This window comes from Vibrio sp. R15-SG3-ISO1B (genome assembly GCF_059833835.1).
Map to the genome: position 1 here is coordinate 25365 of NZ_JCBDGG010000042.1, position 25163 is coordinate 50527.

16 protein-coding genes, 1 tRNA gene, 1 pseudogene and 1 riboswitch are annotated in these 25163 nt (G+C 48.8%); of the genes and pseudogenes, 14 read left to right on the plus strand and 4 right to left on the minus strand.

The window, feature by feature from the left end; translation table 11 throughout:
* Positions 1-25 precede the first annotated feature (25 nt).
* Complete coding sequence (gene mnmC / locus AC6R0S_RS12430) at positions 26-2041, minus strand: bifunctional tRNA (5-methylaminomethyl-2-thiouridine)(34)-methyltransferase MnmC2/FAD-dependent 5-carboxymethylaminomethyl-2-thiouridine(34) oxidoreductase MnmC1 (RefSeq protein WP_500638025.1); 2016 nt, start codon at positions 2039-2041, stop codon at positions 26-28.
* A 130-nt stretch (positions 2042-2171) separates the two neighbouring features.
* Between mnmC and fabB the strand changes: the two genes are divergently transcribed.
* From fabB to purF, 10 genes are all read left to right on the plus strand, one after another.
* Entirely contained in the window at positions 2172-3383 is a 1212-nt protein-coding gene (gene fabB, locus AC6R0S_RS12435; RefSeq protein WP_487902647.1) for a beta-ketoacyl-ACP synthase I, read from the plus strand.
* 234 nt (positions 3384-3617) lie between these two features.
* On the plus strand, positions 3618-4751 hold the full coding sequence (locus AC6R0S_RS12440; RefSeq protein ID WP_500638026.1) for a 4-phosphoerythronate dehydrogenase: 1134 nt from the start codon (positions 3618-3620) through the stop codon (positions 4749-4751).
* Positions 4748-5761 carry an aspartate-semialdehyde dehydrogenase gene (locus AC6R0S_RS12445; RefSeq protein WP_334555269.1) on the plus strand — a complete coding sequence of 338 codons (1014 nt, stop codon included), beginning with the start codon at positions 4748-4750 and terminating at the stop codon, positions 5759-5761. Before AC6R0S_RS12440 ends, AC6R0S_RS12445 begins: the two co-directional genes overlap by 4 nt.
* Before the next feature lie 203 nt (positions 5762-5964).
* Positions 5965-10593, plus strand: coding sequence for a FimV/HubP family polar landmark protein (locus AC6R0S_RS12450; protein ID WP_500638027.1), 4629 nt, complete (start codon positions 5965-5967; stop codon positions 10591-10593).
* A gap of 94 nt (positions 10594-10687) precedes the next feature.
* On the plus strand, positions 10688-11482 hold the full coding sequence (gene truA / locus AC6R0S_RS12455) for a tRNA pseudouridine(38-40) synthase TruA (RefSeq protein ID WP_500632278.1): 795 nt from the start codon (positions 10688-10690) through the stop codon (positions 11480-11482).
* A gap of 174 nt (positions 11483-11656) precedes the next feature.
* On the plus strand, positions 11657-12583 hold the full coding sequence (accD, locus tag AC6R0S_RS12460; protein ID WP_500638028.1) for an acetyl-CoA carboxylase, carboxyltransferase subunit beta: 927 nt from the start codon (positions 11657-11659) through the stop codon (positions 12581-12583).
* Between the two features lie 43 nt (positions 12584-12626).
* A complete protein-coding gene (gene folC, locus AC6R0S_RS12465) occupies positions 12627-13892 on the plus strand; it encodes a bifunctional tetrahydrofolate synthase/dihydrofolate synthase (RefSeq protein ID WP_500638029.1) in 1266 nt (421 codons plus the stop codon).
* Positions 13893-14426, plus strand: coding sequence for an SPOR domain-containing protein (locus AC6R0S_RS12470; protein WP_500632928.1), 534 nt, complete (start codon positions 13893-13895; stop codon positions 14424-14426).
* 62 nt (positions 14427-14488) lie between these two features.
* A complete protein-coding gene (locus tag AC6R0S_RS12475; protein ID WP_334552740.1) occupies positions 14489-14980 on the plus strand; it encodes a CvpA family protein in 492 nt (163 codons plus the stop codon).
* Between the two features lie 35 nt (positions 14981-15015).
* On the plus strand, positions 15016-16530 hold the full coding sequence (gene purF / locus AC6R0S_RS12480; protein ID WP_500626012.1) for an amidophosphoribosyltransferase: 1515 nt from the start codon (positions 15016-15018) through the stop codon (positions 16528-16530).
* Between the two features lie 507 nt (positions 16531-17037).
* Here the strand turns inward: purF and AC6R0S_RS12485 are convergent.
* Positions 17038-17670, minus strand: a complete 633-nt coding sequence (locus tag AC6R0S_RS12485; protein ID WP_263837520.1) for a LysE family translocator — start codon at positions 17668-17670, stop codon at positions 17038-17040.
* 87 nt (positions 17671-17757) lie between these two features.
* Positions 17758-17954, minus strand: a riboswitch (Lysine riboswitch).
* A gap of 702 nt (positions 17955-18656) precedes the next feature.
* Here AC6R0S_RS12485 and AC6R0S_RS12490 point away from each other — a divergent pair.
* On the plus strand, positions 18657-20225 hold the full coding sequence (locus tag AC6R0S_RS12490; RefSeq protein ID WP_500638030.1) for a polysaccharide lyase 6 family protein: 1569 nt from the start codon (positions 18657-18659) through the stop codon (positions 20223-20225).
* A 141-nt stretch (positions 20226-20366) separates the two neighbouring features.
* Here AC6R0S_RS12490 and AC6R0S_RS12495 read toward each other — a convergent pair.
* Positions 20367-20442: transfer RNA gene (locus AC6R0S_RS12495), tRNA-Asn, on the minus strand.
* 544 nt (positions 20443-20986) lie between these two features.
* On the opposite strand from AC6R0S_RS12495, the gene uvrB reads away from it, so the two are divergent.
* The 3 genes from uvrB (at position 20987) to luxU (ending at position 24992) form a co-directional block, all read left to right on the plus strand.
* Positions 20987-23017 carry an excinuclease ABC subunit UvrB gene (gene uvrB / locus AC6R0S_RS12500; protein ID WP_487903397.1) on the plus strand — a complete coding sequence of 677 codons (2031 nt, stop codon included), beginning with the start codon at positions 20987-20989 and terminating at the stop codon, positions 23015-23017.
* A 251-nt stretch (positions 23018-23268) separates the two neighbouring features.
* Complete coding sequence (gene luxO, locus AC6R0S_RS12505) at positions 23269-24648, plus strand: quorum-sensing sigma-54 dependent transcriptional regulator LuxO (protein WP_334552735.1); 1380 nt, start codon at positions 23269-23271, stop codon at positions 24646-24648.
* Entirely contained in the window at positions 24648-24992 is a 345-nt protein-coding gene (luxU, locus tag AC6R0S_RS12510; protein WP_500632941.1) for a quorum-sensing phosphorelay protein LuxU, read from the plus strand. The genes luxO and luxU overlap by 1 nt, the downstream gene beginning before the upstream one ends.
* Here the strand turns inward: luxU and AC6R0S_RS12515 are convergent.
* A pseudogene (locus AC6R0S_RS12515) lies at positions 24978-25163 on the minus strand (hypothetical protein); the annotation flags it as partial. The gene luxU and the pseudogene AC6R0S_RS12515 sit on opposite strands and share 15 nt — an antisense overlap.

The window sequence follows — 25163 nt, forward strand, 5'->3', positions numbered from 1 at the left end:
AATCGGGCCTTGTGACTAAAGCCTATTACAACTCAGTAATAGGCTTCCCTTTTCTTAATTTTCTTACCCACATCCGACTCGGGTGACAGGCGTCGAGGATGTCGACAGGCAGTGGCATCGGATCACCACACATCTGTGAAGCAAGTGTTTCCGCCAGCAACGGTGCGCTGCTCAATCCACGCGAACCTAGCCCCAACATGCAATATAGATTCGGATAACTTGGTACCGGCAGCACCTCATCCTCTTGCTGTGTTGCTAATGTTTTGTATTGTTCCACCGTCGCGCTCTGCACGCCCACCGCACCGATAAACGGCAGATGGTCGCGGCTCACGCAGCGAATGCCTTGGCGAGATTGGTTGTCACTGATATCGACATCCTGAGTCCAATCTTGGTTGGGGAGGCAGCGCTTGAGTTTTTCACCATTATCGATTTGCGCAGCAGGATCAAACTCTGTATCAAGGCGCGTGCGATCGTAGCTGGCGCCAATACAATGCTGCTGGTTATTTGGGTTCACCGGCGTCATGTAGCCATCGTAACAAAGTACGTTGCGCAGGCTGCTTAATCGCTCAGTGGTCGGGATATGACTTACTTGTCCTTTCACTCGTCCAAGTGGCAGAGTGGAGGTCTGCGTAAGGTCGGTAAACTGATGCCCATTGGCGACCACCACCGCATCAAAGGTGCGGGACTCCTGTTGGCTGCATACCGTCCAAGTGCCCTCTGAGTGCGCTTTTAGTTCGGTGACCTTGTGCTCAAAGCGCACCTCGAAAAGGGGGTGTGCCGATAAATCGTCAATCAATCCTTGGCTCAACTCTGCCGGGCAGAGCCAGCCGCCCAATGGATAATGCACGCTAGGCATAGCCAACGGTAAACCGACGGTTTGCGCCGTCTGCGCTGGGTCCAATGGCGCAACCAGTTGAGCATCAAAGCCCACTTGATTCAGTTTGCTCAGTTTGGTGTGTGATTTTTCATCCCACATTAATTGAGTGACGCCGCACCAGTCGTGGTCGAAATGAAAGCGTTCGCTGGCTTGCTCGACAAATTGACGGGCAAAGAGAAAAGCAGGGGCGAAAAAGCGTGACACGCCGCTGTGGGTGCCATTGAGCAGTGGGTACACCGCGCCTTGTCGATTGCCAGAGGCGCCCATTGCTGCGGCTTTATCTTGGCAATAGAGCGTGACGCGTTTCCCGCGTCGAATCAGTGCCGTGGCTAAAGTTGCGCTGGCAATGCCACCACCAACAATGGCGATCGACTCTGCGTCTGCGCTATTTGGCCGCGCAAATAGGGGGGAGAGGTTGCTGTAAGGTGTGCGTTCACTCAACTCACCCGCAATCATCTCTCTTTTGGTGCCAAAGCCTTTGACTTTTTTCATCGCAAAGCCCGCTTCAATCAGCCCTCTACGGACAAAACCGGCGGCAGTAAAGGTGGCGCAGTGACAGCCTTGTTTGGCGAGTCTCGCCATGCCGTCAAACAGCGTTTGATTCCACATTTCTGGGTTTTTACTCGGAGCAAATCCGTCGAGAAACCAGGTGTCAACGAAACCTTGCTCAGGCACTGGAACCAGAGGGAGGCAATCTTTAATGTCACCAAACCAGAGATCTAACGTCACGGCACCGTCATCTAGCACAATACGGTGACACTCAGGCACTGCAATCGGATAGTGCTTTTGCAGCTTTTGCGCGTAGCTGGCCAGCTCAGGCCACGCGAGGTGCGCTTTGGCCAAGTCTTCTTTGCTTAGGGGGTACTTCTCAAAACTGACAAAATGCAGCTCTTTAAGTGGCGCATCAGGATGGCGCTGTCTAAATTCATCAAACCATTGCCACAACGCAAGGAAGTTAAGCCCTGTGCCAAAACCGGTTTCTGCCACCACAAAACGGCGTTGGTCATATTCCTGCCATCTTTGCGGAAGATGATTTTGGGTCAGGAAAACATAACGGGTTTCTTCAAGACCATTGACGTTGGAGAAGTAGACGTCGTCAAATTGGTCGGAAACTGGTGTGCCAGCTTCATTCCAGCCAAGCTGGGCGTGCGAAATAGTGGTCATAGAGAGTCAGAGTTCTTTCTATTTAGACATTAAAAGTGTGAAGATTGTACGGATTTATGGGAAAGCTGACCACTTTTGCAGGGCAACTTCGTTATTATCTAGCGGAAATTTAATTTATAGGATTGTCATAATGAAACGTGTCGTAATCACCGGTATGGGTATTGTTTCGAGTATCGGTAACAACGCCGAAGAAGTGTTAGCGTCTCTAAAAGCAGGAAAATCTGGTATCACTGCCTCTGAGCAGTTTAAAGAACACGGTCTACGTTCGCAGGTTTGGGGTGATCTAAAAATCAACCCAGCAGAGCACATCGATCGTAAACAGATGCGCTTTATGGGTGATGCGGCTGCGTATGCTTACCTATCAATGGAACAAGCGATCGAAGACGCAGGCCTGACTCCAGAGTTGGTCTCTAACGATCGTACCGGTATTGTGGCAGGTTCAGGTGGCGCATCTGCGCTTAATCAAACGGTGGCGACTGACACCATGCGTGCCAAAGGCGTGAAACGTGTTGGCCCATACATGGTGCCTCGCACTATGTCATCGACGGTTTCTGCGTGTCTTGCGACACCGTTTAAAATCCGCGGCGTGAACTATTCAATGAGCTCGGCGTGTGCGACTTCTGCGCACTGTATTGGTCACGCGATGGAGCTGATTCAACTGGGTAAACAAGACATCGTTTTTGCTGGTGGTGGTGAAGAGCTCGATTGGTCTCAAACCATGATGTTTGATGCGATGGGCGCTCTGTCGACTAAGTACAACGAGACACCAGAAAAAGCGTCTCGTACCTACGATGCGGACCGTGATGGTTTCGTTATCTCTGGTGGTGGCGGTATGTTAGTCATTGAAGAGCTTGAGCACGCGCTTGCGCGCGGCGCGAAAATTTACGGCGAAATTGTTGGCTACGGCGCAACGTCTGACGGCTACGATATGGTGGCGCCATCAGGTGAAGGTGCGGTGCGTTGTATGAAGATGGCGATGCAAGCTGTCGATAGCATTGATTACGTCAACACGCACGGCACCTCTACACCGGTTGGTGATGTGAAAGAGCTGGGTGCGATTCAAGAGCTGTTTGGTCAAAACAGCCCAGCAATATCAGCAACGAAAGCGATGACAGGTCACGCATTGGGCGCTGCAGGCGTGCATGAAGCCATCTACTCAACTTTGATGCTGACTCACAACTTTATTGCCCCAAGTGTGAACATCGAAAATCTCGACGAAGCGGCTCAAGGCCTTGATATCGTGACTCAAGCGCGTGACGCTGAGTTGAACACTGTGATGTCAAACAGCTTCGGCTTTGGTGGAACGAACGCGACGTTGGTGATTAAAAAGTACCAAGCTTAATCGCTCGCGCTGGTTCGCCAGACACCCGTTTCCAGGACTGGTGGTGAAGAGTTTTACTCACCGCTGAACAGACGCAGACTCTGACCCATGGAGAGCGGGTTAGGATCCTTTTGTTCTGGATAATTGCCCGGCCATGCGCCGGGCTTTTTTACGTCAGGCGGGGCGTGCTACTCGACACCGAGCCTGCTTTTCTGCACAATCGCTCCAACGCCCTTTAATCAAAGACAGCACACCATGAAAATTCTAATCGATGAAAACATGCCTTACGCCGAAGGGCTATTTAGCCAACTGGGTGAGGTGGTGTTGAAATCAGGCCGACAAATCACTGCGCAAGACCTTATCGATGTGGATGCGCTGATGATTCGCTCCGTCACCAAAGTGAACGCAGAGCTTATCGCCAACGCCAATAAACTGAAATTTGTCGGCACCGCAACGGCGGGGATGGACCATGTCGACCAAGCACTATTGCGTGAACGAGGTATCTTCTTTACCGCCGCTCCCGGATGCAACAAAGTCGGCGTTGCTGAATATGTGGTGAGTGTGATGATGGTGCTAGCGCAGCAACACGGTTTCTCGGTGTTTGATAAAACCGTTGGCATTATTGGTGCTGGTCAGGTGGGCAGCTACTTACAAGCGTGTTTGGAAGGGATCGGCATTCAAGTGCTCATCAATGATCCACCAAAACAAGCGCAAGGCGACATGCGTTCGTTTACTCCGCTGGATACCTTGCTCGAGCAAGCGGATATTATCACCATCCATACGCCGATTACGAAAGAGGGTGAGTATCCTACCCATCACCTTATCGATGAAGCGGTACTCAACCGTTTACGCGGCGACCAAATCTTGGTCAATGCGGCGCGGGGTCCCATCGTGGACAACAGTGCACTTAAGGCGCGGCTTGCGCGTCAAGATGGCTTTATTGCAGCACTGGACGTGTTTGAATTTGAACCTGAGGTTGATATGGAGTTGCTGCCTCTGCTAGCATTCGCGACCCCACATGTGGCCGGGTATGGGCTTGAAGGGAAAGCTCGTGGCACGACGATGATCTTTAATGCCTTTTGTGAGTTTTTAAATCAAGAGTTGAGCGCGAACGCCAGTGATCTGTTGCCGATCGCGCCGGTTCCTCGTCTTGAGCTTAATCGAGCGTGGGATGAGGCGACGCTACACACGATCACACAGCTCGTCTATGATGTGCGTAAAGATGATGCACTGTTTCGCCGAGAAATCGGTCAGCCCGGCGCCTTTGACGCCATGCGTAAAAATTACTGGGATAGACGCGAATACAGTGCCATCACGCTAGTGGGGACGGCTGATTGTCAGTTGTCACCCCTAGCCAAACTAGGTTTTCAGGTTGAGGTAAATCAATGAGCCAGCAATACAATGTTGCCATTTTGGGCGCGACAGGCGCCGTCGGTGAGACGATTTTAGACGTTTTACAAGAACGTAAATTTCCCGTGGGTGATCTCTACCTACTTGCCAGTGAGCGTAGTGAAGGCAAAAGCTACCGTTTTAATGGCAAGACGATCAAAGTAGAGAATGTTGAGAATTTTGACTGGTCTCAAGTTCATATTGCGCTGTTTTCTGCTGGGGGCGATTTGTCGGCGAAATGGGCACCCATCGCTGCAGAGGAAGGCGTTGTCGTGATCGACAATACGTCACATTTCCGCTACGAATATGACATTCCTCTTGTGGTGCCTGAGGTCAATCCAGAAGCGATTGCGGAATTTCGTAACCGCAACATCATCGCTAACCCAAATTGCTCGACCATTCAGATGCTGGTGGCGCTCAAGCCAATTCATGATGCCGTCGGAATCGAGCGCATCAATGTCTCGACTTACCAATCAGTGTCAGGAGCAGGCAAAGCCGGTATTGATGAGCTGGCAGGGCAAACGGCCAAGTTGCTCAATGGGCTACCTGCTGAAACCAACCAGTTCTCTCAGCAGATCGCGTTCAACTGTATTCCACAGATCGATCAGATGATGGAAAACGGCTACACCAAAGAAGAGATGAAGATGGTGTGGGAAACGCAAAAAATCTTCAATGATCCATCCATTACAGTGAACCCGACCTGCGTTCGCGTTCCGGTGTTTTATGGCCATGCTGAAGCGGTCCACGTAGAAACTCGCGCGCCGATTGACGCAAGCGAAGTCGTGCAGATGCTGGAGCAAACCGAAGGGGTTGAAGTATTCCATGGCGAGGATTTTCCGACCCAAGTTCGCGATGCTGGCGGCAAAGATCACGTCATGGTCGGACGAATCCGCAATGACATTAGCCACCACAGTGGCGTCAATTTGTGGGTGGTGGCCGACAACGTCCGCAAAGGCGCGGCGACCAACGCGGTACAAATCGCCGAAGTGTTGATTCGCGATTACTACTGAGTACTGAGTGTCCGCTTCGCTTTTAAGAGCCTCGCCCTAGTGCGAGGCTTTTTTAATCAAAGTAAGAAAATTAGTGTGAGATTCATGCGATTATGGCGTAGGACACACATTTTTTGGCTCTCAGCCTATAGTTTTACTGCGTTTATCCGATATATTTAACAGATCAACGTTTTCAAACTATTAAGCACATAGCTGAGCCTTTTATGCTTCATATTTTTAAGCGCCTGCTTTTGCCCTTGGCATTGGTGGCCGTGACTCAGACATCCATCGTTAGTGCAGAAAGCATTCGCCTAAAGGGTCCAAATGGCGAAATTCAGTCTTCTCCACAGTTTGCACAGCCGCTTGCGCGTCGCTCTGGACTAGCGAATGAACCGTCACGCTTCTACGGGCCGACTGGCGAACAAGAGACCTTATGGAGCATCGCTTCGCAACTGAGACCCTCTAATCAAGTCTCTGTGCAGCAAACCCTCTACGCTATTTATCAGATCAATCCCCAAGCTTTCGACAACCAAAATATCCATGAACTGATCCCAGGCAGCAATCTTCGTATCCCTTCATTAGCGCAAATCCAGAGTGCTACCACTGAACAAGCGGTCAATGTGATGGCGGCGCATCAAGCGCGCTTAACTCCGACTCAACCCGTCTCCCCAGCGCCTCAGCCTCAACGGGCAACCCCTGCGGTCACGGCGCCAGTCGACGCTCCGGTCGTTGAGTCTACAACGCCAGACATGATGGCCAAACCGGCGCAAGATGTGCCGAGTGCACCTGAAAGTCGCCCACAAGACAGTGCCTCACAAAACAGCGATTTGAAAGACATTGCCAATCAAGAGCGCCAAGGTGAAGTCTCGACGCTAGAAAATCAGCTCAAAACCTCCGAAACAGAGTTGATGGCGTTGGAGGAGAAAAACCACAAATTGCGCCTGATGCTTGCACAGGTTCAGTCGGAAGTGGACGTACTCAAAGACTCCTTGGGCGATGAATCTCGCATTCGCAACGAAGTTGAAAAACTGCTGGAAGCCGAACGTCTCAAGCTGGCGGAAGAGCAAAAAATGGCGCCAAGCCAATGGGATAAGTTGCTATCGAACACTTGGGCAGTGGCCGCAATGGCGGTGGTTCCTGGTTTGATCATTGGTTTGTTGGTCATGTTGTTACTCGGGCGCCGTTCTAAATCTGAGCCTCAAGCAGAAAACACACCGGAAGCGACGCCAACGGTTGCACCTGTTGTCCCCGATACGCTCAATGAAGATATTGGTGATGATCTTCTGCTCGATGATGACTTGTTTGGCGAGTCAGATGACGGTGAAGCGCTGTTCTCCGATGAATCGGAAGAGCAAAGTGATGAAGCGGATGTGTTTGCCGACCTTGATGACAGCGATTTAGACTTCAACCTCGAGGGAGAAGAGGGTGAGGACCCATTCGCCGGTATCGGCGATGACGGCGATCTGGATGAAACCCTTGCCGATGAAGTGGACAGTGCCAACGGTATCAGCGTCAAAGGGGACGATAAAGCGCTCAGCTTGGAAGAGATGGAACGTGCGCTTGATGATGTCGTGATGGACGAAGATGAAGATGACAGTTTCGACCTCTCGGATGGGGGTGACTTTAGTCAAGATGACATTGACTCGTTGCTCGCCGGTGACAGCGATGACGATCCGCTAGAAAGTAGCGAACTCGATCAATCCATGTTGGATGACTTGTTTGAGCAGAACAAAGAGAGTGATGAAGGCGATGTTGACTTCGATGAGTTGCTTGATGAAGCGGAAAATGCGTTTGACTTGAGTGATGAGGCCGATGACGAACTGACACAAACCTCAATTGCATCCGATGATGATATTGATGCGCTGTTCGCAGAAGCGGAGGCGCAAGCTAACTTAGAGGAACTCGAGTCTAACTCGGTCGATGACGCCGCTCTGCTTGACGAAATGCTAGAGTCAGACTTCCAGCTCGATGATGACGAAGAGGATGACTTCGACGACTTGATTGGCGCTGATATTGAGGAGAGCGTTGAGCCTGAGAGCACCGAGTTACTTGACGAGTTGCTGGAGGTCGATGAAGAGAACCCGTTTGAGGATTCACAATCTCTACTCGACAGTGAACTCGATGAGCTGATTGGTGCCGATGAGTTAATTGCCCCTCTTGATACGGGCACGGATTTGCTGGATGAACTGGTAGGGCAAGATGGCGAAGAGGATCTCAACGATGACGCCACTGACTTGTTCGAAGAGCTGCTTGATATTGAGCAGAGTAGTGAAGAGAGCCTAGAAGCCATTGCTGACGACGTGTTGCCTAGCGAGAGCGTGAGTGAAGATGTCGATACCTTGCTTGACCAAGCGCAAGCAGAGGAACAGGCTTTACCAGAACCAGAACCAGAACCAGAACCAGAACCAGAACCAGAACCAGAACCAGAACCAGAACCAGAGAAAGGTTTTTCTAGCGAAGAGTTCATCGACGATATGATGAGTGTTGCCCCGCAAGGTGACCCATTGCTCGACGAACAACAACAAGACCCTGATTTATCTACGTTAGCGCTTGACGAGCAGGACGAGTCTGAACTCATCCCTGCAGAGCCAGAGCCAGAGCCAGAGCCAGAGCCAGAGCCAGAGCCAGAGCCAGAGCCAGAGCCAGAGCCAGAGCCAGAGCCAGAGCCAGAGCCAGAGCCAGAGCCAGAGCCAGAGCCAGAGCCAGAGCCAGAGCCAGAGCCAGAGCCAGAGCCAGAAGAAGATGAAGACGACTGGTTAAGCGCCGCTATCGACGAAGTGGAAAATCCTGACTATGACTCAGAGACGCCGCTCGATAGTGACGAGTTGTTGCCGCAAAGCGGCAGTGAGGAAACGCCAGCAGAGCCAGCTACGCAGAGTGATGATGACCAAAGTGATGATGCTGACGATGATGATTGGCTGACGTCTGCCATTGAAGAGGTTGAGCAGCCACACGTTAAAGAGAGCCCATTAGAAGAGAGCCCATTAGAAGAGAGTCCGGTTAAGGAAGAGTTAGCGACTGAGCCAGAACCAACACAACCTGTAGAGGATGAGAGTACACCTGCCGTTGATGCTGGATGGGACCAGGGCATTGATCAACCAGCTTCTAACACACAGGAGAGTGAAGCGGTAGAAGCACCGGAATCGGATGAGAAGGAATCATCAGACGAGCTGGAGCTTGCGCCATCATCAGCCCCTGAAGTCGCTGCGAATGAGTTTGGTGTTCCGCAAGATGAAGATTGGCTGGTGGAAGACCCAACGCCAGAGATACAAACCGATGCGGATACATCGGACAGTGCAGATCCACTGTCGCAATCTGTCAGTGATATCTCTGACGTCGATGATTTGGAACTTCCAGAACGTACTGAAGAAGATGCCCTCGCGGATGTGGCCAATGAGCCTGCAACATCAGAGCCAGAGAAATCAGTCAGTGACGATGAGACTCACGATTTTGATGATTTAGAGCTTCCAGAATACAGTGAAGACGATGCGCTTGCGGATATGGCCAACGAGCCTGCCGAACCAGAGCCAGAGAGATCAGTCAGTGACGATGAGACTCTTGATTTTGATGATTTAGAGCTTCCAGAATACAGTGAAGACGATGCGCTTGCGGATATGGCCAACGAGCCTGCCACATCAGAGCCAGAGACATCAGTCAGTGACGATGAGACGCTCGATTTTGATGATTTAGAGCTTCCAGAGTACAGTGAAGAAGATGCGCTTGCGGATATGGCCAACGAGCCTGCCACACCAGAGCCAGAGAAATCAGTCAGTGACGATGAGCCTTTCGACTTCGATGCTCTCGAGCTTCCCGAATACAACGAAGACGATGCTCTGGCGGATTTGGGCGATGAGCCATTCATTGATCTTGAAGAGAAGGCGCTAGCGTCGAGTGCAGACTCTCCTCAAGAGGAGCAAGCGACGGAATCAGTCGATACCGATGAGCTTGAGCTGCCTGAATATAATGAGGATGACGCACTGGCAGATATGGCTTCAGAGCCGATGTCTGATGACCAAGGCGAGCCTGTTGGGCAGGAACTGACCGAGTTTGATGAGCTGGAATTGCCTGAATATGGTGAAGACGAAGCGCTGGCTGACATGCCGACCACAGATGGGGACGCAGAGAGTGCCGATGAGGTCAATTTCAATTTAGACGATTTGGAGACGCCTGAACTGTCGGAAATTCCTTCCGAACGCCGCGCTGATATCGACGTCGCTGAGGCAATGGCTGCACAAGAGTTTGATGAGCAGGCGTTTGATGAGTTGCTTGCAGACAGCGAGGATGCCACACCTAGCTTCTCATTTGACAGCCCGATCGATGCCACAACGTCTGACAGTGCCGGTATGGATATTGACGCTATGCTCGAGATGGGCGGCGAAGATTGGAACGGCTTTACGCTCTCTCCCGAGCAGCAGGCACAGATTTCGGATGACATTCCTGAAGAAGAGCGTGGGGTTTGGGATCAAGATAATGCTTTAGAGCAACCTGAGGTCAGCGATGAAGATTGGAGCATTCAAGACAGCGCCGACGATTTCAGCCCACAGCAAAATCAGTTTAGAACCATTGATGAACTGATGGCAGAAGTGGAGATGGAAGAGCAGCAAGAGTTGGATGACGAGCTCAAGTTGGATGTTGGCCTGAATGATTTCCCTGATGTGATCGGTGACATTGGTGATGAGATTGATGTCGATTCAAACGCAGAGGCGGCAGGAAAACTTGATCTCGCCAAGATTTACGTTGAGATGAATGACGCGCAAGGGGCCATCAAACTGCTCGAAGAGGCGATTGTTGATGGCAGTGACGAGATTCGTCGAGAAGCCAAACGTCTGATTGACAAAATCAACCGCGGATAGGCGAGTTAGAGTGAGGTAAGAGGGCTGCGGCCCTCTTATTTTTTATCCCTATTAAAGGTATACTGCCCGGCCCATTTTTAAAGAGATTCTGCAGATGAGAATAGCGTTAGGTATCGAATATAACGGTACTCAATACTATGGCTGGCAACGCCAAAAAGAGGTGAAAAGTGTTCAGGAAGCGCTCGAGAAAGCGTTGAGTGTTGTCGCCAATCACCCCGTTGAAGTGCAATGTGCTGGCAGGACAGATGCAGGCGTACATGGCACAGGCCAAGTGGTTCACTTTGATACCACGGCAGAAAGAAAAATGGTGGCGTGGACTATGGGCGTGAACGCCAATTTGCCATCGGATGTCTGTGTTCGCTGGGCGAAAGAGGTACCGGAGTCGTTTCATGCTCGTTTCTCTGCGACCGCGCGACGCTACCGCTATATTATCTTCAATAGCCCTCTCAGACCCGGGATCCTCTCGTCAGGCGTGAGCCACTACCACGGTGAACTGGATGAAGCATTGATGCACCAAGCTGGGCAGTATTTGCTCGGCGAAAACGACTTTACCTCATTTCGAGCGGTGCAATGCCAATCTCGTAGCCCTTGGCGCAATGTGATGCACCTGCATGTGTCTCGTCACGGCCAATATGTCGTGATTGATATTAAGGCTAATGCCTTTGTGCATCATATGGTGCGTAATATTACCGGCAGCCTTATCTGCGTTGGACGCGGGGAACAAAAGCCCGAGTGGATAGAGTGGTTGCTTGGCGTGAAAGACAGAAAATTGGCGGGCGCCACAGCGAAAGCAGAGGGGTTATACTTGGTGGATGTGGATTATCCGGATGAGTATCAGTTGCCACGCGTACCGATCGGACCTCTGTTTTTGCCAGATAATCTGAACTAATTCGTGATAAATTGTCGAATCAATCAGGACGTTAGGGCGTGAGACAGAGAGCCAGAAAATAGGTACAACCAGTTTTTTGTCTACACTTGGCATTTAATATGCTTTAATCCTCACGCGTAAATTCAGAATTTGAATCCCTGTATTGAACGGGGATCGAGAGAGAAAAGGTCTTCCATGAGTTGGCTTGAAAAGATTTTAGAAAAGAGCAATATCGGCACATCGAGAAAAGCGTCAATCCCTGAAGGGGTATGGACCAAGTGTACATCGTGTGAACAAGTGCTTTATCACGCTGAACTAGAGCGAAATCTAGAGGTTTGTCCTAAATGTGATCACCACATGCGCATGTCGTCGCGTCGTCGTCTTGAAACATTTTTGGATGAAGGCAATCGTACTGAGTTAGCCACTGAGCTTGAGCCACAAGACAAGCTCAAGTTCCGCGATTCGAAGAAATACAAAGACCGTATTTCTGCTGCGCAAAAGAGCAGTGGTGAAAAAGACGCGCTCATCGTTATGCAAGGCGAGCTGTTGGGTCTACCTGTGGTCGCGTGTGCGTTTGAGTTCTCCTTTATGGGAGGCTCGATGGGTTCAGTCGTTGGCGCTCGTTTCGTACGTGCGGTTGAAGCGGCGATGGAAAACAACTGTGGCTTAGTCTGTTTCTCGGCCAGTGGTGGTGCGCGAATGCAAGAAGCGCTAATGTCCCTGATGCAGATGGCAAAAACCAGTGCAGCGTTAGAGCGACTATCGCAAAAAGGCTTGCCGTTCATCTCAGTGATGACGGACCCAACCATGGGCGGTGTATCGGCGAGCTTAGCGATGCTAGGTGATGTCAATATTGGTGAACCCAAAGCACTGATTGGTTTTGCAGGTCGCCGTGTGATTGAACAAACCGTTCGTGAAGATCTTCCAGAAGGCTTCCAGCGCAGTGAGTTCCTATTGGAACACGGGGCTATCGATATGATTGTTGATCGCCGTGAAATGCGTCAACGCATCGGCAGTTTGTTGGCCAAAATGACCAATCAACCGTCGCCATTGGTGGTTTCTGTGAATGATGCGCCAAATGAACTTGCATATGAAGTACCAGAAGCGGACGAAAAAGGGTAAAGTAACACACTAACAAACCACCACAATTTATGGTTTCAGTTAGATGAGTCAAACCCAAATTCCACAAGCCACATCCCCTCTTACGATGTGGCTTGATTATTTAGCCAACATCCACACCTCAGCGATCGATCTCGGGCTAGACCGAGTCCAAGCCGTCGCACAACAAGCCAACTTAACCAAACCCGCTCCGACAGTCATTACCGTTGCTGGTACCAACGGCAAAGGTTCTACCTGCGCTTTGATGGAAGCGATTTTGCTCGACGCAGGGTATAAAGTCGGTGTCTACTCTTCTCCTCATTTAATTCGATACAACGAGCGCGTGCGCATCAATGGCGTCGATTTAGCCGACGAGAAGCATTGCCAAGCCTTCGATTTCATTGAACAGCAGCGCGGGGATATCAGCCTAAGCTTTTTTGAGTTTGGCACGCTTGCGGCGTTACGCCTGTTTCAAACCGAGCAAGTGGATGTTGTCTTGCTTGAAGTCGGTTTGGGCGGGCGTTTAGACGCCACTAATGTCGTCGATCATGACGTATCCGTGATTACCAGTTTAGCCATCGACCACGTCGATTGGCTGGGCGATGACATTAACGTGATTGGTTTTGAGAAAGCCGGCATCTTTCGCGCAGGCAAACCAGCGATTTGCGGTCAGCCGAAAGCGCCATCAACCGTGGCAGCACACGCCGACGATATTCAGGCTGAGCTCTTTCAAGTGGGGATTCAATACCACTATGAGCAACAATCAGAGACACAATGGCGCTGGCAACTTGGTACTTTTGAATTAAACGAGCTACCCATTCCCGGACTGCCACTGCAGAACGCGGCGACGGCCTTAACGGCGCTGGCAAACGCCAATCTGGATATCACAGATATCAATATCGTCAACGGCCTTGAAAACGCCACCTTGCCAGGGCGCATGCAAATTCTGCACACTTCGCCAGTGATACTTTTGGATGTCGCGCACAATCCACATTCAGCGCAATACTTGGTTGAACGTGTAGCAAAGCAATACCCAAAACGTGTGATTCATACTGTGGTGGGCATGCTGCATGATAAAGACATCAAGGCGACGCTGGCTATCTTGAGCGAGCTTTCTTCGCATTGGTATCCAGCTTCACTGCATGGCCCTCGCGCCGCGCACGCTAATGAACTGGCAAGTCATTTACCAGCCGCGACTCAAACCTTTGATTCTCCGGTGCTGGCTTTTGAAGCCGCGATGACAAAGGCGGGCCAAGACGATGTGATACTGGTTGTTGGCTCATTTCATACCGTTGGGGAAGTGTTGGCGCATTGGCAAACACAAGGAGATTAAATGGCGAGCAAATTTCAAAACCGCTTAGTCGGTACCATCATCTTAGTGGCGATTGGCGTCATCGTATTGCCCGATGTGCTCGATGGCAAGAAAAGCCACTATCAGGAAGAGATCGCCAGTATTCCGCTAAAACCGGAGCTTGAAAGCGATCTGGAATCGTTTGAGATTCTCGAGCCGGTGGATGACTCGAAAGCGCTGCCCGATACGCCTGTCGCGGTCGTCACTCAAGAGGAGAGTGCAGAAGAGGCGCCACTCGAGGTGATCGTTAAAGCCATCCCTGAACGCAATGAGTATCAAGACAGTGCATGGATCATCCAACTGATGGCGTTAAAAAACGCAGAGAATGCGCAGAGCGTCGTGGATGATTTGCAAAAGCGCGGATACCAAGCACACACCAAATTAGAGAATGGTTTTACCCGAGTAATTATTGGTCCTGATGTGTCGAAGAGTAAACTCGAACGCCAAGTGATTGAACTGGAAAAGATCACTGGCTCAAAAGGTCGATTGCTTAAATTTAAACCACTAAATCCATAAGAAAACGTTTGCGTCAGCGTTTTTTCTGTTAAAATGCGCGCCAACTTAAGATGTAGAACAACATGAACTGGTTAGATATTGTCATTTTAAGTGTGATCGGCCTCTCAGCGCTGATCAGTTTAATTCGTGGCTTCGCGAAAGAAGCACTGTCTCTTGTTATCTGGTTTGGCGCCTTTTTTATTGCCAGTCAGTACTACGCGAAATTGGCGATGTATTTCACCAATATCGAAGATGACATGATCCGAAACGGATCCGCGATCGCTGCTCTGTTTATTGCAACTCTGATTGTCGGTGCTATCGTCAATTATGTGATTGCTCAATTAGTGCAGAAGACAGGTTTGTCTGGAACGGATAGAGTCCTTGGTATCGTGTTTGGCGGTTTACGAGGTGTTCTTATAGTGTCAGCGGCACTATTCTTCATGGATGCGTTTACGTCGTTTCCAGACTCACAGTGGTGGAAAGGGTCGCAGTTGGTACCGGAATTCAGCCGCATCATCGCACCTTTTTTTGAACACCTACAAGCAACATCTAGTTTCTTATCTGGGGCGTTATAGCGCTCCAGCCATTGTCGAAAATCGAGGGTTAAGACATGTGTGGTATTGTTGGAATCGTGGGCACAACGCCTGTAAACCAGTCTATCTATGACGCATTGACGGTATTGCAGCATCGTGGCCAAGATGCCGCGGGTATTTGTACCATAGATAGCAATCGTTTTCGTCTTAGAAAGGCGAACGGTTTAGTAAAGGATGTGTTTGAAGCCAAACACATGCAAAGACTTCAAGGTACAGTGGGTATCGGCCATGTTCGCTACCCAACAGCAGGAAGCTCAAGCGCGTCTGAAGCGCAACCTTTCTACGTGAACTCACCATTTGGTATCACACTAGCTCACAACGGTAACCTCACAAACGCACACGAAATTCGCGAAAAGTTGTTCGAGAAAGATCGTCGTCACATCAACACCACCTCTGATTCAGAAGTGTTGCTTAACGTGTTGGCTCATGAGATTGATACTGTCAAAGGTAACGTTACCTCTGAAGATGTGTTCCGTGCTGTCACCAATGTGCATCGCGCGATTCGTGGTGCTTACGCGGTGACGGCTATGATCATCGGTCACGGCATGATTGCGTTCCGCGATCCTAACGGTATTCGCCCACTGTGTTTAGGTAAACGCGAGGTTGAAGGTCGCACCGAGTACATGGTTGCCTCTGAATCAGTAGCCCTAGATGCGGTCGGTTTTGACTTTATGCGCGATGTCGCGCCAGGTGAAGCAATCTATGCGACGTTTGATGGTCAACTGCATACTAAGCAGTGTGCGGACAACCCTCGACTCAACCCATGTATTTTCGAATTTGTTTACTTTGCACGTCCCGACTCCTTTATCGATAAGATTTCGGTTTACAGCGCACGTGTAGAGATGGGTAAGAAACTGGGCGACCGAATCCGTGACGAATTTGCTGATTTGGACATTGATGTGGTTATTCCGATTCCAGAGACCTCGTGTGACATCGCTCTACAAATCGCTCAAGCGATTGAAAAGCCTTACCGCCAAGGTTTTGTGAAAAACCGCTATGTTGGCCGCACGTTCATCATGCCGGGTCAGCAGCAGCGTAAGAAGTCAGTACGTCGTAAACTCAACGCGATTCGTTCAGAGTTTAAAGACAAGAATGTCTTGTTGGTTGATGATTCTATCGTACGTGGTACTACGTCAGAGCAGATCATCGAAATGGCCCGCGATTCAGGTGCGAAGAAAGTGTACATGGTCTCTGCTGCGCCAGAGATTCGCTTCCCGAACGTGTACGGCATTGACATGCCAAGCGCCAATGAGCTTATCGCCCATGGCCGAGACAACGAAGCGATCTGTAAGCAAATTGGTGCCGATGAGCTCATTTTCCAGACGTTGGAAGACCTTACGGACGCCGTTGGCCTAGGCAACACAGACATCTCTCAGTTCGAAACGTCGGTATTTAGCGGTGAATACGTAACCGGCGACATCAATCAGCAGTACTTAGACTTTCTTGAGTCTTTGCGCAGCGATGATGCAAAAACGCAACGAGAGATTCAGCAAGAGCTTGCTAACCTAGAGTTGCATAACGAAGGTGCGTAACCTCCACGCCCTCTACGTAAACGTATTTAATGGTCATCCAACGGATGACCATTTTTTATTGCGCCATCCGGCTGCTGTCAGATGACAATAACGTGCGATTACTTTTTGGGTTTAAAGCCGTAATTAGCTGAACACGCGTTATCTCATTTCTGCCCCAAACCGCCTTATTGCTATTACTCAGCAACGAGTTACGCTGCGGAGTTTGTGATACGTGAAGTTATGGCAGACACCAGAACAGCGCTGCACGGAATCTCCCATTTCCAATCAAAAACGATGCCCTTACCCAGAAAATATCACCTGAGTTGTTATGCAAATTCACAACCGGACAGAAGTTTATTGGAGTAGCATCCCATAGTGTTGCTTTCAGGAACTCCTTCGTACCCAAAAACGTAAAAGGCCACCGTTTGTAGCGGTGGCCTGTTTGCTCTGAACTAGAAGGAAACGCGCATCATGTAAATGTCTAATTCACTATTGCGGTACACGCTCATTCTCCTTGAGTAGATATTTTTAGTTTGTTGATACTGCTAACTTTACACCCAGACCAGCAAACATTGTTCCGACAGCACGATCTAACCAGATGCTGAGTTTTTTACTGCTTCTAACTCGTTCAGAAATCTTGTCTGCCGCAAGAACATATGCAGCTTCCACAACGATAGCAACCGCAATAACAAGTAACCCGAGATAGAACAACTGGAATGATACAGAGCCTGCGTCTTCACGAACAAACTGTGGTAGAAACGCCATAAAGAAAATAGCTACTTTAGGGTTTAGAATGTCGATTAGTACCCCTTGCTTAAATGCTTCAAATGCTGTTTCTTTGCTCTGATTTGAGCCATCGGCATTTAACTCAAATCCAGATGATCTAAATGACTGATAAGCAAGATATATCAGATAAGCCGCACCAACATACTTAACAATGCTAAATGCTAGTGCAGAAGAGACTAAAATAGCAGATAAGCCAATGGAAGCAGCAAACACATGGAAAAGCGCTCCGGTACATACACCAATAGCCGATGCTAAGCCTACCTTTTTTCCATTGCTAATTGTCTTCGTCAGGATGTACAGCAGATCAGGCCCCGGAGCGACATTTAGAGCAAAAGCGGTGGTTAGAAACAATAACCAAAAGTTAAAATCAGACATTCTTACCTCAATATATATTATGGAGGCTACTAGAACAGCGATGCAGGATGCAAAGCTTTGGGGGGACACATATAAACTGGCTCACCATCCATCTGTAGCGCTCCATAGAAAACGTGTTTTTGTCATCCTAACGAGTTTACTATGGCAGTGCTGTACCTATTCGATACAACCCCAGCACTACGGGGTGACGCCCGTGGCACTTCGGCATTGACTCCTTTCACTCAGGGTCAATGGTTGTCAACCTAAACTGAGCTACTGATAGGTAATGCGCCTCTACATTGCTGCACTGATTTTCGCCAATACAGCTTTGCAAATGAAGATAAACTATAAGGTAGAATGATTGCAAATATTTTTTGCGTCGCTTAAACCTCCCAACGGAGCTCTGGGAAAATCAATTCGGGCCGAACGAGATTCTGCATACTTTGCGGCGAATTCTGCATATAGAGAATCTAACAATGTAGATCGCAGGTGGAAGATTATGTCCAATTCCGCGCAGACAGACCATCGCTGACAACGGTGGTCTTTGACGTTTTGGGGTACGAAAAGTTATCCGTAATAACCTAAATTAGCAGTGTTCCAGCTAGCAGAAAGAATTACCAACTCATTCATGCTCTGTATCTTTCCCAAAATCTCGATCAATATTTCGTTATTGTAAGTGCACTAATATTACAAATTATCCTTAATTTGCAGAGTCTCTCATATGCTCTAGTTTGAAAATTCTACTAAGAGTTAAGGTGATCTCAGATAAAATGATTTAAAAAACAATAAGTTAAAATAAAATTTAAGAGAGCTACTGACCTGAACCAAGCCCCTTTACAACCATTAAATGGCATGGTCTATTTGTATTATTAAATTATTTGAACTTATCCACAGTTTAACAAAGCCGACGCGATTCAGACCACATTCCAAGGGCGAATCGGTTTTCTCGCCCTCTTGTGTGTTGCTAACCTTGCCTCATACTCAAATACCCTACGAAAGAGATACTAATGAAAAAGTCACCAATTGCATTTATTTTAGGTTCATTACTATTCGCAAGCGCGTCAACGAGCCACGCAAGCACAGAACAAGTTACCCAACCGACAGCGGTTATGGTTGATCAAGGTGTTGCTGTGGCTTCTGCACAAGAGGTGCTGGAGCTGCGTGAGAGCATCAACAACGCGCAAGATGGCGACGTTATTAGCATCAAACCAGGTCGCTATGCCGATTTAGGTCGTGTGACTTTATCAGCGAACAACGTCAAGATTGTCGCTCAAGAGCCTGGAACTGCCATTTTTAACGGTTCAACTCAGTTCTTGATTAAGGGTGACAATAACCTAATTGAGAGCTTAGTCTTCACTGATGGGGGCGCAACGCTAAGCACTGAAAGTCATGATGCAAACATCATGGGCGTGTTTGGTATCTTTGGTAAAAACAACACCTTAAATAACTCTGTTATCTACAAGTTCAACGATTACGAATACGTAGCGGATGAGAAAGGAAAATACCCTAACATCCGTTGGATCACGGTTGGCGGCGAAAACAACAAGATTACCAACAATACTTTTGAAGGTAAGTACAAGCGCGGCGCGATGCTTGTTGTGGCAACATCAGACAAGTTAGAGAAAACTCTGATCGAAGGTAACATCTTTAAAGACCTGACGGCTTTAGATATGGAGCTGATCGAAAACTCTAACCCGAAAATGGTGAGAACCAACCGTAACGACAGACAAGCGATCCGCGTGGGTGACAGCCACAACTCACTGTTTGATTCACAAAGTATTATCCGCAATAACTACTTCGACAATATCAGTGGTTATGTCGGTAAAAACGGCTCTGGCGAGATCGAGCTTATCTCTGTGAAAGCGAGTGGCATCACTTTTGATGGCAACACAATCAAAAACAGTACTTCGATGATTTCTTTACGTCATGGCCATAATAATGTTGTGACAAACAACGTGATCTTACCGGGTAACACGGCTAACTCAGGCGGTATCCGTATCTATGATGAGAACCACATAATTGAAAACAACTATATCGAAGGTACATTAGGTAAAGGTACTTACCGTGGCGCTCTTGTGCTGAACACAGGCATCATCGATGTAGCGAATGGCGAAGTGCTAAGTAAAGATTCAAAGGACGGCAAAACACTGCAAAAGCAGTGGACACCAAAAGACGTTGTGGTTAAGAACAATACGTTAGTGAACAACACACAAGGTATTTTTGCGAGTAATGCAATTCACCGCGTAAGTTTAACTAACGATGAACGTGTTGAAACTATCTTCCCAGCTGTTGATACGCTATTTGAAAACAACCTATCTATTGCAACTGAAGATGGTACAAACGCCTTCCGACAATTTGAGGGTGAAAAATTCCAGATGGTTGGCTCTAAGTTTGTTAACAATATCTTCTATGGTCAAATCGAAGGCTTAGACCAGTTGCCTGAAGGTGTTTCTACAGACGCACCAGCGATGGAGCGCGACGAGCAAGGTCTATTGAAAGCGGTGGGTACAGTAGGTGCGTCTAACCTAACCGTACTGAATGAAGAAATGGTTGGTTCAACTATCGTTATCAACTAATCGATTTCAATAATTTAATCTGGTTCGTTCAGCCATCTATTCGCTGAACGGGCCGGCCATCCGGCTGTGACATATTCACTGTTCACAACGCTCTGAACGTAAAAAAGCCCAACTTATTTCTAAGCTGGGCTTTCTTGAATTTGGCTCCCCCTGCGGGACTCGAACCTGCGACATACGGATTAACAGTCCGCCGTTCTACCAACTGAACTAAGGGGGAATTGCTCTAAAGCGAGCGGAATATTAGCAGTACCAGAAAATCTGTCAAGTTTCCTTCTGCGTAAAAACGCAAAAATTAATCATAAAAAAAGCTTTACTTTTCTGTAGCCCTTGCGGCATTTGGGCTCTATTTACTTATCCACCAAAATTGTGGATAAGTGTGTGTATGAGATCTGATCAAGTAAAATTTCGGTCAAAATTAATGCCTTTACTCTAATTTGTAACGTGAAGAGTTTGGGTTACAACACCTTGTTCTATCAGATGATAATCGAGAAAATGCCTGAGAAACGGCGAGATCTTAGCCTGTGCATAACAAAAAGAGAATGTAACAAATTAGCTTGAAATGTGAGTAAGCTGTGGAGTAAAAGAGAGGGGGTTTAGGAGTAGATTTCCTTTAGGGGGAGGAATATTAACAGGAATGAATATGATGATCTAGAGTAAATTCTACAGATAAGAAAAATCGGTAATTTATTTTTCTCTCGCCTATTGAGTCTGTATATCTATACAGCCAAAATAGACGAAATTGTCTCACGGTGTACATGCGTATGAATAAAGTATTTGATCTGGTCTCAGACTATCAGCCATCAGGGGATCAGCCAACCGCGATCAAGCAGTTACTCGAGGGCCTTGATGCAGGGCTTGCCCATCAAACACTGCTCGGTGTTACGGGCTCTGGCAAGACGTTCACACTGGCGAATGTGATTGCTCAAGCACAAAGGCCAGCCATTCTACTTGCACCGAATAAAACACTGGCTGCGCAGCTATACGGAGAGATGAAGTCGTTTTTTCCTAATAATGCTGTTGAGTATTTCGTCTCTTACTACGACTACTATCAGCCTGAAGCCTACGTACCCACCACCGACACCTTTATTGAAAAGGACGCCTCGGTTAACTCGCACATAGAGCAAATGCGCCTGTCGGCCACCAAAGCGCTACTTGAGCGTAAAGATGCCATCATCGTCGCGTCGGTGTCTGCGATCTATGGTTTGGGCGATCCTGAATCCTATTTGCAAATGATGTTGCACATCCGTCGCGGCGATGTGATGGACCAACGTGACATCCTACGTCGTTTGGCCGAATTGCAATACAGCCGCAATGACGTTGCGTTCGAGCGCGGCCAATTTCGAGTGCGTGGAGAGGTGATCGACATCTTCCCGGCTGAATCGGATCAAGATGCGGTACGGATTGAGATGTTTGATGATGAGATAGATTGCATCAGCGTGTTTGACCCGCTCACGGGTGTGGTGAAACAGCGAGACCTACCGCGATTTACCATTTATCCCAAAACGCACTACGTTACCCCTCGAGATCGTATTTTAGATGCGATAGAAAAAATCAAGGTAGAGTTGGAAGGGCGTAAGAAAACGTTGCTGGAAAACAACAAATTGCTTGAAGAGCAGAGGATCTCCCAGCGTACTCAGTTTGATATAGAGATGATGAACGAGTTGGGTTTTTGCTCGGGGATTGAAAACTACTCCCGCTACCTCAGTGGTCGAAATGAGGGAGAGCCGCCGCCGACCTTGTTTGACTATCTACCGCACGATGGCTTGTTGGTGATTGATGAATCGCACGTTACAGTTCCGCAAATCGGCGCGATGTTCAAAGGGGATCGCTCACGAAAAGAGACCTTAGTGGAGTTTGGTTTTCGTCTGCCTTCGGCGCTCGATAATCGTCCGTTGAAGTTTGAAGAGTTTGAATCATTGGCACCGCAAACCATTTTTGTTTCAGCGACGCCAGGTAATTATGAGCTAGAGAAATCGGATGGGGAGATCGCCGATCAGGTCGTTAGGCCGACGGGTTTGCTTGACCCACAACTTGAAGTGCGCCCCGTGGCGACTCAGGTGGATGATTTACTGTCAGAAATTCGTATTCGAGCGGCGAAAGATGAACGTGTGTTAGTCACGACGCTGACCAAGCGAATGGCGGAGGATCTCACTGAGTACTTGACCGAGCATGACGTCAAAGTGCGTTATTTACACTCAGACATCGATACGGTGGAGCGGGTCGAGATCATTCGCGATCTGAGACTTGGCGAGTTTGACGTCCTAGTGGGTATTAACCTTTTGCGAGAAGGGCTCGATATGCCGGAGGTCTCTCTCGTAGCGATTTTAGACGCCGATAAAGAAGGCTTCTTGCGTTCAGAGCGCTCCTTGATTCAGACCATAGGCCGCGCGGCGCGAAACATTGAGGGTCGAGCGATTCTGTACGCGGACACCATCACCAAGTCGATGAAGAAAGCGATGGACGAGACGAATCGACGTCGCGAGAAACAGCAAGCTTACAACGAGAAAATGGGCATAGAGCCACAAGCATTAAAACGTAATATCAAAGATATTATGGAGCTAGGTGATATCACGAAGTCGAAGCGTCAGAAGAATCAAAACGCCGTGCCTTTGTCCAAAGTCGCCGAGTTGTCTCAATCCTATGGCAATATGAGCCCACAAGAGTTAGAGAAAGCGATCAGTCAGCTCGAAGCGCAAATGTATCGTCATGCGCAAGAGTTGGAATTTGAGCTTGCTGCTGAGAAGCGTGACCAAATTGACAAGCTGAGGCAGCAATTTATTGCCAACAGCTAATCCCAGATCACAAGACAAAAAAAAGCCAACAGAAATCAGTTCTATTGGCTATTCTTGTGAATACTTTGTTCACTAACAACGTCAGTTGGCTAGGTGACCCATGAGGGTCACAGTGTTTATTGCATCTAGCGTGCCAACTTTTAAAGCGTGATTTTCATTCAATTACGTGCTTTTTAGGTGATAAATTTGCAAAATGCAATGCGCAATGCAATCATTTAGTCGAATGCAAAATAAAAATAGACGGCTAGGCAATGAATACTCAAAAATCCAAATACCTACTCATGGTAGAAGATACGGCGTCCGTTGCGGCGCTCTATCGCTCGTATCTCACGCCGCTGGGGATAGACATCAATATCGTCGGCACTGGGCGTGATGCGATTGAGAGCCTCAATTTTCGCACACCGGATCTCATCCTACTCGACTTAAGACTTCCCGATATGACGGGGATGGACGTATTAACCGCGGTGAAAGCGAAAGATCCGGATGTCCCTGTTATCTTTATGACTGCCCACGGCTCGATTGATAGCGCGGTAGAAGCGATGCGTCTTGGCGCGCAAGATTTCATGATTAAGCCGTGTGAAGCCGATCGCCTGCGCGTAACCGTGAACAACGCGATTCGTAAAGCCACTAAGTTGAAAAACGAAGCCGATAACCCGGGGAATCAAAGTTATCAAGGGTTCATCGGCAGTAGCCAAACCATGCAAGCGGTCTATCGCACCATAGACTCTGCCGCAACCAGTAAAGCGAGTATTTTTATCACTGGTGAGAGTGGCACAGGTAAAGAAGTGTGCGCCGAGGCTATTCATGCCACCAGTAAACGTGGCGATAAGCCCTTTATTGCGATCAACTGTGCGGCGATTCCTAAGGATTTGATTGAGAGTGAGCTGTTTGGCCACGTGAAAGGGGCGTTTACGGGCGCATCAACCGACAGGCAGGGCGCCGCAGAGCTGGCCGATGGAGGAACACTCTTTTTGGACGAGCTGTGCGAGATGGATCTAGACTTGCAAACCAAATTGCTGCGTTTTATCCAGACCGGTACTTTCCAGAAAGTCGGGTCGTCTAAAATGAAAAGCGTGGACGTGCGTTTTGTGTGTGCAACTAACCGCGACCCTTGGAAAGAAGTGGAAGAGGGGCGTTTTCGGGAAGATTTGTACTATCGCCTGTATGTGATCCCATTGCATCTCCCGCCACTGCGTGAGCGTGGCGAAGATATTATAGAGATTGCCTACTCGCTGCTGGGTTTCATGTCCAATGAAGAAGGGAAAGACTTTGTTCGTCTGGCACCGGATGTGGTCGAACGTTTTAAACGTTATGAGTGGCCGGGCAATGTGCGTCAGCTGCAAAACGTGTTACGGAACGTCGTTGTGCTTAATAATGGCCGCGAGATCACCTTAGACATGTTGCCGCCGCCGCTAAACCAACCGGCGACCAATGAAATCCGAGTCTCTTTACCGCAACCGGAGACGATTTCAGTGCATGAGATTTTTCCGTTATGGTTGACTGAGAAAAACGCCATTGAGCAGGCGATCGCCGCATGTGATGGCAATATCCCGAAAGCCGCAGGGTATTTGGATGTCAGCCCGTCAACGCTCTATCGAAAATTACAAGCGTGGAACGCTAAGGAAAGCTAATGGAACCTGTTTTGAATCAGGCTAAAGTCGATAAGTTGGCCGATGAAATCGGCCAAGAGAACGTCCCCGTGCTATTAGACATCTTTTTAGGGGAACTGAGCAGTTACATTGAGCATCTCTCCGATGACGGTGCAACGGACGTGTTAGAGTACCTTAAAGAGATCAGCCACGCGTTGAAAAGTAGCGCCGCCAGTTTTGGCGCCGATGCCCTGTGTCATCTCTCTACGCAAATAGATACCAAAGCCAAAACCGGGGCGGAGTTGGACGTAGAGCAATCAAAGCATGCCATGATTACTTTGTTGCACGAGACCAAGCAAAGTTACCACTCGTTATTGGTCAACTAAATGTTCAATGGCGCGCTGTAATTTCACCCGGTCGTGACGCCAGTCGCGATTGGGTGAGGCAAGGGGCGTCGTCACACAGTTCCACTCGCTGAGCTCAGGGTGAGGCGTATCACCGAGCACCACATCAATCCTACGCCCTTGGCATGCGCGTTCACACCATTCGAGTTTTTC

Excerpts from the sequence above, each read along its gene's own strand:
- mnmC (WP_500638025.1), bottom strand. The coding sequence starts at position 2,041 with ATGACCACTATTTCGCACGCCCAGCTTGGCTGGAATGAAGCTGGCACA.
- fabB (WP_487902647.1), top strand. The coding sequence starts at position 2,172 with ATGAAACGTGTCGTAATCACCGGTATGGGTATTGTTTCGAGTATCGGT.
- AC6R0S_RS12440 (WP_500638026.1), top strand. The coding sequence starts at position 3,618 with ATGAAAATTCTAATCGATGAAAACATGCCTTACGCCGAAGGGCTATTT.
- AC6R0S_RS12445 (WP_334555269.1), top strand. The coding sequence starts at position 4,748 with ATGAGCCAGCAATACAATGTTGCCATTTTGGGCGCGACAGGCGCCGTC.
- AC6R0S_RS12450 (WP_500638027.1), top strand. The coding sequence starts at position 5,965 with ATGCTTCATATTTTTAAGCGCCTGCTTTTGCCCTTGGCATTGGTGGCC.
- truA (WP_500632278.1), top strand. The coding sequence starts at position 10,688 with ATGAGAATAGCGTTAGGTATCGAATATAACGGTACTCAATACTATGGC.
- accD (WP_500638028.1), top strand. The coding sequence starts at position 11,657 with ATGAGTTGGCTTGAAAAGATTTTAGAAAAGAGCAATATCGGCACATCG.
- folC (WP_500638029.1), top strand. The coding sequence starts at position 12,627 with ATGAGTCAAACCCAAATTCCACAAGCCACATCCCCTCTTACGATGTGG.
- AC6R0S_RS12470 (WP_500632928.1), top strand. The coding sequence starts at position 13,893 with ATGGCGAGCAAATTTCAAAACCGCTTAGTCGGTACCATCATCTTAGTG.
- AC6R0S_RS12475 (WP_334552740.1), top strand. The coding sequence starts at position 14,489 with ATGAACTGGTTAGATATTGTCATTTTAAGTGTGATCGGCCTCTCAGCG.
- purF (WP_500626012.1), top strand. The coding sequence starts at position 15,016 with ATGTGTGGTATTGTTGGAATCGTGGGCACAACGCCTGTAAACCAGTCT.
- AC6R0S_RS12485 (WP_263837520.1), bottom strand. The coding sequence starts at position 17,670 with ATGTCTGATTTTAACTTTTGGTTATTGTTTCTAACCACCGCTTTTGCT.
- AC6R0S_RS12490 (WP_500638030.1), top strand. The coding sequence starts at position 18,657 with ATGAAAAAGTCACCAATTGCATTTATTTTAGGTTCATTACTATTCGCA.
- uvrB (WP_487903397.1), top strand. The coding sequence starts at position 20,987 with ATGAATAAAGTATTTGATCTGGTCTCAGACTATCAGCCATCAGGGGAT.
- luxO (WP_334552735.1), top strand. The coding sequence starts at position 23,269 with ATGAATACTCAAAAATCCAAATACCTACTCATGGTAGAAGATACGGCG.
- luxU (WP_500632941.1), top strand. The coding sequence starts at position 24,648 with ATGGAACCTGTTTTGAATCAGGCTAAAGTCGATAAGTTGGCCGATGAA.